We start from the raw sequence: 10,552 nt of genomic DNA on the forward strand, positions 1-10,552 counted from the left end.
ATGTCATGGTCTTGAGAGACTCTTTTTCTTATACTAGACTCATCCATAAGAAATGAGGTTATATCAAGTAATGGAAAATTATCCTTTAAATCAGTTATCTTTTGAGAGTTTGTATCAATGCGTTAAGCCTATTGTTTTTAAATTACGTCGTCAATATCATATCCAATTGTGGGAATCGTCTGATTGGGAACAAGAAGCGATGATCTGTTTGTTTCGTTTGATTGATGATAAACCGGACTGTTTAAGAGAAGCCAGGTTATTCTTTGCCTGTTTTAAGACAAAGTTTTCCAACTACTTGAAAGATGTTTTACGATCCCAGGAGAGCCATAAGCGCCGTCTGAACCGTTTGCCTTATGAAGAGGTATCGACATTAAGCCATGCGATTGCGCAAAAAGGTCTGGCTTTAGACGAGAAGGTTGTCCTATTTGATCAGTTAGATCGTCTTAGGGCGACTTTACCAGAGTCTGAACAGTATAAGGTTGGGTTATTGGTAAGTGGTAAACCGTTTAAGGGGCGTCAAGCCTTATTAAGGCAGTTCCGTCAGTTGTGGCTAGAAGATGGGAAGTAGGGCCCTAGTGCGGCCTATCTAGATCTATGATTTTGACAAGTTAAAAAGCCTCTTACGCTAGAAGTCACAAAGACTAGCGTGAGAGGCTTATTAGTAAGATACCTTAGATAGTTTATCTGGAATCGTGGATGAAGATGTAGGTATGAGAATTTGAGAGAGATGAACTATAGTGATAATTATTAAAAGATAGGTTGGGTAATTGTTCTAGGTGTTCTACATTATTTTCAGCTAGGGCCTTTAAAAAAGCTCCGCGTCCTTTTTTGGAAATCGTGGAATGTTGTTTTAAATTTCCTTTAACATCTTTTTCATAAAATTGTATTTTAACAAACTTGATTCGCTGCTGTTTGGAAAAGACAGTTTCGAACTCATTAGATAATAGCGAAATTATTGGTGTCGCTCCTTGTTGAGAAACAAATGCGTCGTATTGTTGATTCCATAACTTTTTTAAAGGTTGTTTATTAATGGCGACATTGTCCAAAAAATCAAGTCTGTGTGCTTGTATGGGATAGTTAATTGGAATAATGCCATACAGCGCTGTGGTAATGTGGGTTGTCTTTTTAAGATATTCCATAGCTGATTGACTGATCCCGTTTTTTAACGAGCGATACATGAGTCCGTTATATAATTTGATGGCTGGGTGGTATGTGCTTGTCGCTTTATTAATAGCACTCCAACGGAAAAATTCTTTCTGGGCAGGTGCTTCTTTTTTAAAACGATAGATAGTCATGAGCTCTTCAATGCTTTTTTCAGACATTGTTTTTATGATGTCAGATGTTAGAGGAGAAAACTGGGTATGAGAATGAATAGTTTCTATGTTTTCAAGCATTTCTTTAGCGGGTGGTATTAATATTGTTAGCATTTGTAAAAACTTTCTGAGGGAACATTTAAAACAACCAAGGAATCGTTAGTAGTCCAATAAAGATAAGACTATAAAGAAGGGTTGTAGCAAGTTTTTGACTAGTTTTAAAGTAGCTGTTATCAGTTTTGCTTAGAGCGACTCCTAAAAGAACTCCTCCGGTTAGTCCCCCGAGATGACCGACAATACTAACATTAGGTGTGATAAGATTAAAAACAAGGTTGATAAGAATTAAAGTTCGATAGGAGTTACTTAGTTGTTTGAGATATGTGTATCGGCTATTTTGTCCAGCGACTACGACAGCAGCAAACAGTCCAAAGATTGCAGTTGATGCTCCGGCGACAATAACATTAGGTGTGAAAACAAAAACAAAAATATTCCCTAAGATTCCAGAAAAAAGGAATAGGATTAAGTATCTAAAATGACCGTATAAATCTTCCAGTAATTTCCCTAAGAAAAATAAAGTGATGGTGTTAAAGAGGAAGTGCTGCCAACCGATATGAACGAAGATGGGGGTAATTAAACGCCAACTTTCCTGATAGTTAGTTTTTAAAATATCTCCAACAAGGCCACCAAATTGATAGATCACCTGTGGAGTTTCAGCCATGCCAGGGTAAAGAAGCTGCATAAGCAAAAATATTAAAGAAATGCTCCCTACCAAAAGAGATGTAATAGGATATCGTTTTAGGGTATTTATCATTGGATTATCTTTCTAACAGGGATATCGTAAGGGTCATTTGTAAATTCTTGAAGCTGGAATAGGTAAATCGTGCTGACAGTTTGTCCAACGTAGTCTGCCAAATAACGGTCATAGTAACCAGCCCCATACCCAATGCGGTGACCATCTGCCTTGAATACAACACCTGGAACATGAATACAATCAATAAGAGATTTACTGACTTCTAAGTCAGAAATGGGCTCTAATAATCCAAATGAGGTTGTTTGTAGCTCTTCGGGATTATATTGAACAAAGATCATTCGCCCCTTAGGATAGGTCTTTGGGACAAGAATGGTTTTGCCATCTTTAAGAGCCTGTCTAATAAGGGGGCCTGTATTGAATTCATTTGGCATGGAGATATAAGTCGCAATGGTTTTAGAATTCTGATAAAGAGAGCTATTTAATAATTTTTGTAATAGAGAGTGATCTATTTTTTCTTTACCTTCTGATTTTGCGAATGTTTTCATTTTCGAAATCATTTGTTGGCGTATTTGTTTTTTTGTCATGCTAATATCTTAACATGAAGATCGGAAAAATCCTAACAATGATGTAGCTATCTTCTTTTCACAATCGCTTTCTATTCTGTTGTTTTAGTTGTCAAGTCGTTGCAACTATGCTATAATAAACAATCAAAAGTCGTTTAGAAAGAAGGTGTGAGTATGGGATTTACAGATGAAACGGTTCGTTTTAATTTGGATGATGCTAATCGTAAAGAGATTAGTGAAACCTTATCTAATGTTTATCATTCTCTAGCTGAAAAAGGATACAATCCAATTAATCAAATTGTGGGCTATGTTTTGAGTGGAGATCCAGCTTACATTCCCCGTTATAACGATGCGCGAAATCAAATTCGAAAATACGAACGTGATGAAATTGTTGAGGAGCTAGTTCGCTCATATCTGAGTAATAATGGTGTGAAATTTTAATGAGAGTAATGGGGTTAGATGTTGGCTCTAAGACGGTAGGGGTTGCAGTTAGTGATCCTTTAGGGTTCACTGCACAAGGAATCGAAATTATACCAATAGATGAAGATAATGCTGATTATGGTTTAGAACGTCTAGCGACTCTGGTATCGGAGTATCAAGTAACTAAATTTGTTGTGGGTTTGCCAAAAAACATGAATAACACAGAAGGACCTCGTGTAGAAGCTAGCAAATTTTATGGAAATTTGATTCATGAACATTTCCAATTGCCTGTCGATTATCAAGATGAACGGTTAACAACTGTTCAGGCAGAGCGAATGCTAGTTGAGCAGGCAGATATTAGCCGAGGAAAACGAAAGAAAGTTATTGATAAGTTGGCGGCACAGCTAATCTTACAAAATTATTTGGACCGTATGTTTTAACAAAAGGAGAAAAAATGACACATAATCATGAGCACGAACCAGAAGTGATTACTTTAGTAGATGACCAAGGGAATGAAAGTTTGTTTGAGATACTATTAACGATCGACGGGAAAGAAGAGTTTGGAAAAAACTATGTCCTTCTTGTACCTGCTGGAGCTCAAGAAGATGATAATGGCGAAATTGAAATTCAAGCTTATTCATTTACTGAAAATGAGGATGGTACAGAAGGAGATTTACAACCAATTCCGGAAGATTCAGATGCTGAATGGGATATGATTGAAGAAGTTTTCAATAGTTTTATAGATGAAAATTAAAAAAGGATCCGGTTTGTGAAATCGGGTCTTTTTTGTCGAATAACTATCATGAGGGTATCTTATGACAGTGAAACAAACATTAACAAAGGCAGAAAAAGAATTTTTAGAAACATATCATAGTAGGTCTTATCATTATTTTAAAGATATTAAGAAATACGTAGCACTCCTTGAAAAATTGACTAAAGTGTAAATTCTGTTATACTTTGTAAAGAAGTTAAAGCAAGGAGAGCATCTGTGATCACAAACTATCAAGAAAATAAGCCCCAAGATACGGAAGAGACTCATTCGGTTGACACAGCTATTAATACTCGAATAGCGGGATTAGCACACTTTTATGTGATTTTATTGAGTATTTTGATCAGTTCCGTATCTGTTTTGCTTCCTGTATTAGACGGCTTCATAACAGATAGTCAAAGCCAAAATTTGTATACGGGTTTAATGATGTCACGAGGGATTTTGCCCTACAATGATATCTTCGCAACAGGTGGATTACTTTATTATGCTGTTATTGCAGTAGCTTATTTATTGGGCTCCAATCTGTGGTTACTAGTGGTTTCCTTTATAGCCTACTATTTATCAGGGCGTTATCTTTATAAGATAATAGCTTACCTAACCCAATCGGCAGAGTTGGCAGTTGCCATCAATTTACTGTTTTACTTATTTAATTTGGTACTAGGATTTGGAGGCTTATATCCTATACAATGGGCCTTCCCGTTTTTACTAAGTATGATTTGGTTCCTAATACGGTATTTTAATCAATCTGTAAAGGATGAACGCTTTATTTTATTTGGTATAACAAGTGCTCTAGGTTTATTTATAGAACCACGGCTAGTTATTTTTTGGTTGATTGCTTCCTTTACAATTTTGGCATTTAATATTCGGCGCCGTTTCTGGGCTAGAGGCTTGTATCAAGCGTTAAGTTTTATTTTTGGAACGACTCTGATTGTTTATACCATGGGGTATTTTATTTTCAATGAACAGTTGTTAACAGAATACTTAAAACAGCCAGGTTTGTTTTATCTCTCTGTTTTTGAAACAGGGAATGAAAAGTTGTTCATCAGCATACCTTACCAAATTGGTCTTCTTTTGTTCTCAGGTCTGTTGTTTGGGATTGGGCAAACTGATTCTCGAAAAGATAAGCCATTTGGGATTTTAAAAGTGGCATTAACCTTATCAATATTGGTATATGGTGTATACGCCATATTATCTAAATCTCTAGATGCCTATCACCTACTGTTTATTTTGGTTCAAGGTTTAATTCTCATCAGTCTGCAGTTAGCCTCAGATTATCAATCACGCTTACACAATCGAACACATCGTCGAAGCAGAAGAGTTGCTTTAGCAAAACAATTTTTCTTTAACTACTTTACAAAAACTTATCTGTTACCTGTTGTAATACTGATCGGCTTATGTGGACAATTAGGATACCATTACTTTGAAGAAATCCAGCTATCTCATGATAGACAAGAAGTGACTAAGTTTATCAAAAATAATAGTGCGGAAGATAGCTCGATTTACGTTTGGGATGATTTAGCTACAATCTATTTAAATACAGAGCGGCAATCAGCTTCTAAATTCAGCTTACCGTATCTTTATACAGTTACCTCCGCTAATCGCAAAAACTTAGAAGACGATTTGCTACAAGATAACGCAAGTTATATTGTTTTAGCAAAGAATGCAAACATCACTGATACCCTGAAAGATAATCTTTCAAGACATTATGATGCGATCAATATCAAAGATGTTGCAGCGTTTACGGTTTATCAAATCAAATAAAAAATCAATATGTTGTGGTTTACAAATAAAAATAACACAACATATTGATTTTTTTGGTTTCTTATGTCATAATAACGATTGTTGGAGGTCGGTTCTATGATACAAAAAAAAGAAATACTGGATACGGTGGTTGCTGAAATACAGGTCGATAAACAATTAAAAAAATACGATGGCAGACTCGTTGCGTTTGATGTGGATAAGCTAACTAAGAGTTTGTGTAAAGCCATTGATTATGATAATCAAATACGACCTGAAAAGGTGGCAAAAGTCATTAAAAGTGTTTTAAAAAAAGTTGATAGCGTTAGCTCGACTGTTGTCAAAACAAAAGATATCCAAATCATCATGATAGAGACATTGCTTGAAAATAAAGAAGAGAGTGTCGCAACAGCCTATGCCACATTTTCGCAATCGAAACGTGATCAAAGAGAACAAGACAAGGACATAAATCTCTCTATTGAAAAATTAATTCAAAAAGATCAGACTGTAGTTAATGAAAATGCCAACAAAGATTCTCGAGTGTTCAATACTCAAAGAGATCTGACTGCAGGGATTGTTGGTAAATCCATTGGGCTCAAGATGCTTCCAGGACATGTGGCTAATGCGCATCAGAAAGGGGACATTCATTTTCATGATCTAGATTACAGCCCTTATACCCCTATGACTAATTGTTGCTTGATTGATTTCAAAAGCATGTTAGCACAAGGTTTTAAAATTGGTAATGCTGAAGTAGAGAGTCCTAAATCCATTCAAACAGCCACAGCCCAGATTTCTCAGATTATAGCCAATGTAGCCTCTAGTCAATATGGGGGATGCTCAGCTGATAGAATAGATGAGATTTTAGCTCCTTATGCTGAGCTTAATTACCAGAAACACCTAAAGGATGCAGACACTTGGGTTTTGCCTGAAAAGCGCGAAGCATATGCGCGTAAAAAAACGCAAAAGGATATTTATGATGCAATGCAGTCTCTGGAATATGAGATCAATACCCTTTTCACTTCAAATGGTCAGACACCGTTTACAACCTTAGGTTTTGGCTTAGGGACATCTTGGCTAGAGAAAGAGATTCAAAAAGCGATCCTTAAGATTCGGATAAAAGGACTGGGTAGTGAACAGCGTACAGCGATCTTTCCAAAATTAGTTTTTACGCTAAAGAAAGGACTTAATCTGAATGAAGAGGATCCTAATTATGATATCAAATTGCTGGCTTTGGAATGTTCGACAAAACGAATGTATCCTGATATCCTTTCTTATGACAAGATTGTAGAGATCACAGGCTCCTTTAAAGTTCCAATGGGTTGTCGTTCCTTTTTACAAGGATGGTGGGATGAAAAAGGTCAAGAAGTGAATGCTGGTCGTATGAATTTAGGAGTGGTGACCGTTAATCTTCCGAGAATTGCCTTGGAAGCGTCAGGCAATAAGACCGCTTTTTGGAAGCTTTTTGAAGAGCGCATGCTCATTGCCAAAGATGCCCTAGTCTATCGCATCAACCGTGTCAAAGAAGCACAGCCGGAAAATGCTCCTATTCTTTATCAATATGGTGCGTTTGGGAAGAGATTACAAAAAGATCAGGCTGTTGATCAAGTATTCAATAAGCGCAGAGCGACGGTTTCATTGGGCTATATTGGGCTTTATGAGGTGGCGACGACATTCTATGGTGGAGAGTGGGAGACTAATGCGGAAGCTAAAGCCTTCACCCTTGGTATTATCCACCGTATGAAAGCATTAACGACAGCTTGGTCTGATGAATACGATTATCATTTTTCGATTTACTCTACACCATCTGAAAGTTTAACGGATCGTTTTTGCCGTCTAGACAAGGAAAAATTTGGTGCCGTTAAGGATATTACAGATAAAGAATACTATACCAATAGTTTTCACTATGATGTTCGTAAGAACCCAACACCTTTTGAAAAATTGGAATTTGAGAAAGATTATCCATTAGCTGGTGCGAGTGGAGGGTTCATCCATTATTGTGAATATCCAGTTCTTCAACAAAATCCTAAAGCATTAGAGGCTGTGTGGGACTACGCCTACGACAGGGTAGGCTATCTGGGGACTAATACCCCAATAGATAGATGCTATCTATGCGATTTTGAAGGGGATTTTGATCCAACGGAAAGGGGCTTTAAATGCCCTAATTGCGGCAATACAGATCCTAAGACAGCGGACGTTGTTAAACGTACATGTGGTTATTTAGGAAATCCACAGTCAAGGCCAATGGTTAATGGTCGTCATAAGGAAATAGCTGCTCGCGTTAAACATATGAACGGTTCAAGTTTGTAAGGCTTTTGAAATTAACCGGAAAAGTCCTAAAAATATGTTTGTTTATTTTCTTATTTATAAATAAGAAAATAGACAACCTTAAAGATATTCTATGTAAAGGCGGTTAAAAAACCAACATAACAGGTTTGCTAAAACAATCGCTTATAAAAAGGAGAAGTAATATGGGAAAATACCAGCTAGATGATAAAGGGAAGGCCCATGTCCAGCGTTTTCATGAGAAGCAAAAACCACAGAAAATGGATAAAAAGGCGCGTGTACAAGAACTCTTAAAAAGCGTCAAATCAAGGAAAAAATAGGATGAGTAGGGAAAAGAGGGAAGATATGTTAAAAATAGGAATTGTGGGTATAGGCGCTATTTCTCAAAAGGCCTATCTTCCCTATATGAGGCAATTATTAGGTGTTGAATGGCATCTTTTTACACGACAGGCCGATGTTCGACAGGCTGTTTGGGAGCGTTTTGGTAGTGCTAAAGCTCATGAGTCATTAGAGGATATGCTGAAGGTCGACTTGGATGGAGTCTTTATTCACGCAGCTACCAAGGTTCATTTTGACTTGGCAAGTCAATTTCTAGAACGTGGTATCCCAGTTTATATGGATAAGCCATTAACAGAAGATTTCCAAACTAGTCGAAAGCTATATGATATAGCGAAAACCAACCGAACGTTTCTTATGGCTGGTTTCAACCGACGATTCGCTCCTAGGGTTTTGGAGATGTGGCAATTATCTGATAAGAAACGTCTTTTGGTTGAGAAAGATGACATTAATCGTCCAGAAGAAATCACATTTAAATTATTTGATTTCTTTATCCATCCTTTAGATATAGCTATTTATTTACTTGATGAGCCCCTGCTAGCAGCTCAGTTTAACTTGAAAAAAGAAGAGAATTTATTGAGTCACATTTCAGTCGTGCTAGATACGGAGCATACAAGTGCCCATGTTAGTATGAATCTGCAGTCAGGAAGTCGTCGAGAGGTCATGGAAATTCAAAGCCCTTCAGGCACTTATCACCTTGAAGATTTGGATAAACTAACAATTTATAATGGTACGGATAGCCATGTGAAGGCATTTGGCTCTTGGGATACAACTCTCTATAAAAGAGGTTTTGAAAGTATTATCGATGCTTTTCTTGAAGCCGTCAAGATAGGAATTAATCCTGTAAGTGCAGAGTCAAGTTTATTAAGCCATTGGCTTTGCCATCAGATCAATCAATCTGGAAAAAATAGGGGGGAGTTAGATGTCAACCTTCCTAAATAAAATTACGCTAAGACGACCAGAGCAAAAAGATAGGGAACACATTCTTGATATGATTAGGGAATTTCAAGAAGTTGAAAGCGAGATGGCTGGCCTGGAACTTTGTTGAAACAGAGACCGCTTATGAGGATTGGTTAGAAGCTAATTTTCTGCAAGAAGTTGGACTTTCAGGAAAGAGAATTCCAGCAATCCAACTTGTTGCTTTTGACGAGACTAATTATCCGCTTGGTTTTTTGAATTTAAGACTCCGCCTCAATGATGCGTTATTAGCTAAAGGTGGCCATATTGGCTACTCCGTACGACCAAGTATGCGACGTCGTGGAATAGCAAAAGAAATGTTGAAACAGGGTATTGGTTTGGCTCATATTAAAAATATTAATACAGTTTTAGTGACCTGCCATCAAAATAACATCGCCAGTCGATCCGTTATTTTGGCAAATGGTGGTCAATTTGAGAATAGCATAGAAGAAACAGAAAGATATTGGATAGGAAAAAACAATGAATAATCCTAGACCACAGGAATGGAAAGCAGAAGAACTTAGTCAAGGGAAAATCATAGACTATAAAGCTTTTAATTTTGTTGATGGAGAAGGAGTTCGAAACTCGTTATATGTTTCAGGATGTATGTTTCACTGTAAGGGTTGTTATAATGTTGCGACTTGGTCTTTTAATGCTGGCATTCCCTACACAAAAGAGTTAGAAGAACGCATCATGGATGATCTAGCACAACCTTATGTGCAAGGGTTGACTTTGCTCGGGGGAGAGCCTTTTCTCAACACTGGTATTCTTATTCCCTTGTTAAAACGCATCAAAAGAGAACTACCAAACAAGGATATTTGGTCATGGACAGGATATACTTGGGACGAGCTAGAGTTGGAAACAGAAGATAAAATGGAAATGTTACGATTGGTAGATATCTTGGTAGACGGTCGCTATGATTTTAGGAAACGCGATTTGACGTTACAGTTTAGGGGATCAAGCAATCAAAGAATCATAGATGTCCAGGAGTCGTTAAAGCAAGATGCTATCATAGTTTGGAAAAAACTTCAAAAATAGGTTGACAATTAATATTGTAGTGTAGTATTATAGAAAAGTTCCAAACAGAGCTATAGGTTAACGAAAACAAAAAAAACTAACAAAGTAGTTGACAAGAGAAGCGATGTTTGCTAGAATATAGAAGTTGTCTCGCAAGTGGGGGACAAAGACCTTTGAAAACTGGATAAAGAAACCAAACGTGCGGGTTACGGAAGTAACCTGTCAAGAAAAAACAATAAGTCAGCTAATAACTGACTGAGCGCAGCTCGAACTTAAAATTTTAATGAGAGTTTGATCCTGGCTCAGGACGAACGCTGGCGGCGTGCCTAATACATGCAAGTGGAACGCATGATTGATACCGGAGCTTGCTCCACCATTAATCATGAGTCGCGAACGGGTGAGTAAC

At 37.2% G+C, this 10,552-nt stretch carries 13 protein-coding genes, 1 rRNA gene and 1 pseudogene; 12 read left to right on the forward strand and 3 right to left on the reverse strand.

From position 1 onward, the window contains the following. Positions 1 to 70: 70 nt before the first annotated feature. The gene (locus G574_RS0110090) at positions 71 to 568 is read left to right on the forward strand and encodes a hypothetical protein (RefSeq protein WP_029692034.1); all 498 of its coding nucleotides are present in this window, start codon (positions 71 to 73) and stop codon (positions 566 to 568) included. A gap of 112 nt (positions 569 to 680) precedes the next feature. Here G574_RS0110090 and yaaA read toward each other — a convergent pair whose 3' ends face one another. Genes yaaA through G574_RS0110105 form a run of 3 tightly spaced genes read right to left on the reverse strand, consistent with a single transcriptional unit; the run spans position 681 to position 2,648 of the window. After that, a complete protein-coding gene (yaaA, locus tag G574_RS0110095; RefSeq protein WP_029692092.1) occupies positions 681 to 1,427 on the reverse strand; it encodes a peroxide stress protein YaaA in 747 nt (248 codons plus the stop codon). A gap of 25 nt (positions 1,428 to 1,452) precedes the next feature. Then, entirely contained in the window at positions 1,453 to 2,124 is a 672-nt protein-coding gene (locus tag G574_RS0110100) for a rhomboid family intramembrane serine protease (protein WP_029692093.1), read from the reverse strand. After that, positions 2,121 to 2,648 carry a 5-formyltetrahydrofolate cyclo-ligase gene (locus G574_RS0110105; protein WP_029692094.1) on the reverse strand — a complete coding sequence of 176 codons (528 nt, stop codon included), beginning with the start codon at positions 2,646 to 2,648 and terminating at the stop codon, positions 2,121 to 2,123. The genes G574_RS0110100 and G574_RS0110105 overlap by 4 nt, the downstream gene beginning before the upstream one ends. Before the next feature lie 153 nt (positions 2,649 to 2,801). Here G574_RS0110105 and G574_RS0110110 point away from each other — a divergent pair, with 153 nt between their 5' ends. The 11 genes and pseudogenes from G574_RS0110110 to G574_RS0110160 form a co-directional block, all read left to right on the forward strand. Continuing rightward, positions 2,802 to 3,068 carry an IreB family regulatory phosphoprotein gene (locus tag G574_RS0110110; protein WP_029692095.1) on the forward strand — a complete coding sequence of 89 codons (267 nt, stop codon included), beginning with the start codon at positions 2,802 to 2,804 and terminating at the stop codon, positions 3,066 to 3,068. Beyond that, on the forward strand, positions 3,068 to 3,487 hold the full coding sequence (gene ruvX, locus G574_RS0110115; protein WP_084677601.1) for a Holliday junction resolvase RuvX: 420 nt from the start codon (positions 3,068 to 3,070) through the stop codon (positions 3,485 to 3,487). Before G574_RS0110110 ends, ruvX begins: the two co-directional genes overlap by 1 nt. Before the next feature lie 14 nt (positions 3,488 to 3,501). Then, entirely contained in the window at positions 3,502 to 3,801 is a 300-nt protein-coding gene (locus tag G574_RS0110120; RefSeq protein WP_017769442.1) for a DUF1292 domain-containing protein, read from the forward strand. Positions 3,802 to 3,862: 61 nt separating this feature from the next. Continuing rightward, a complete protein-coding gene (locus G574_RS11940; RefSeq protein WP_281167107.1) occupies positions 3,863 to 3,991 on the forward strand; it encodes a hypothetical protein in 129 nt (42 codons plus the stop codon). A gap of 44 nt (positions 3,992 to 4,035) precedes the next feature. Next, positions 4,036 to 5,577, forward strand: a complete 1,542-nt coding sequence (locus G574_RS0110130; protein WP_029692097.1) for a glycosyltransferase family protein — start codon at positions 4,036 to 4,038, stop codon at positions 5,575 to 5,577. A gap of 96 nt (positions 5,578 to 5,673) precedes the next feature. Then, entirely contained in the window at positions 5,674 to 7,860 is a 2,187-nt protein-coding gene (gene nrdD / locus G574_RS0110135) for an anaerobic ribonucleoside-triphosphate reductase (RefSeq protein ID WP_029692098.1), read from the forward strand. A 161-nt stretch (positions 7,861 to 8,021) separates the two neighbouring features. Next, on the forward strand, positions 8,022 to 8,156 hold the full coding sequence (locus G574_RS11945) for a hypothetical protein (protein ID WP_281167108.1): 135 nt from the start codon (positions 8,022 to 8,024) through the stop codon (positions 8,154 to 8,156). 25 nt (positions 8,157 to 8,181) lie between these two features. Next, positions 8,182 to 9,114: a Gfo/Idh/MocA family protein gene (locus G574_RS0110145; RefSeq protein ID WP_029692099.1), complete on the forward strand. Its 933-nt coding sequence runs from the start codon at positions 8,182 to 8,184 to the stop codon at positions 9,112 to 9,114. A 1-nt stretch (position 9,115) separates the two neighbouring features. Continuing rightward, positions 9,116 to 9,617: pseudogene (locus tag G574_RS11025) on the forward strand (GNAT family N-acetyltransferase). Then, complete coding sequence (nrdG, locus tag G574_RS0110155; RefSeq protein WP_029692100.1) at positions 9,610 to 10,167, forward strand: anaerobic ribonucleoside-triphosphate reductase activating protein; 558 nt, start codon at positions 9,610 to 9,612, stop codon at positions 10,165 to 10,167. Before G574_RS11025 ends, nrdG begins: the two are co-directional and overlap by 8 nt. Before the next feature lie 258 nt (positions 10,168 to 10,425). Then, positions 10,426 to 10,552, forward strand: a 16S ribosomal RNA gene (locus G574_RS0110160); the annotation flags it as partial.

The sequence above is a fragment of the Streptococcus hyovaginalis DSM 12219 genome, from assembly GCF_000420785.1.
GTDB classification, from domain to species: Bacteria; Bacillota; Bacilli; order Lactobacillales; family Streptococcaceae; genus Streptococcus; species Streptococcus hyovaginalis.

Bases quoted from the DNA above. Each gene is read 5' to 3' on its own strand.
- G574_RS0110090 (WP_029692034.1), top strand. From the start codon at position 71: ATGGAAAATTATCCTTTAAATCAGTTATCTTTTGAGAGTTTGTATCAA.
- yaaA (WP_029692092.1), bottom strand. From the start codon at position 1,427: ATGCTAACAATATTAATACCACCCGCTAAAGAAATGCTTGAAAACATA.
- G574_RS0110100 (WP_029692093.1), bottom strand. From the start codon at position 2,124: ATGATAAATACCCTAAAACGATATCCTATTACATCTCTTTTGGTAGGG.
- G574_RS0110105 (WP_029692094.1), bottom strand. From the start codon at position 2,648: ATGACAAAAAAACAAATACGCCAACAAATGATTTCGAAAATGAAAACA.
- G574_RS0110110 (WP_029692095.1), top strand. From the start codon at position 2,802: ATGGGATTTACAGATGAAACGGTTCGTTTTAATTTGGATGATGCTAAT.
- ruvX (WP_084677601.1), top strand. From the start codon at position 3,068: ATGAGAGTAATGGGGTTAGATGTTGGCTCTAAGACGGTAGGGGTTGCA.
- G574_RS0110120 (WP_017769442.1), top strand. From the start codon at position 3,502: ATGACACATAATCATGAGCACGAACCAGAAGTGATTACTTTAGTAGAT.
- G574_RS11940 (WP_281167107.1), top strand. From the start codon at position 3,863: ATGACAGTGAAACAAACATTAACAAAGGCAGAAAAAGAATTTTTAGAA.
- nrdD (WP_029692098.1), top strand. From the start codon at position 5,674: ATGATACAAAAAAAAGAAATACTGGATACGGTGGTTGCTGAAATACAG.
- G574_RS11945 (WP_281167108.1), top strand. From the start codon at position 8,022: ATGGGAAAATACCAGCTAGATGATAAAGGGAAGGCCCATGTCCAGCGT.
- G574_RS0110145 (WP_029692099.1), top strand. From the start codon at position 8,182: ATGTTAAAAATAGGAATTGTGGGTATAGGCGCTATTTCTCAAAAGGCC.
- nrdG (WP_029692100.1), top strand. From the start codon at position 9,610: ATGAATAATCCTAGACCACAGGAATGGAAAGCAGAAGAACTTAGTCAA.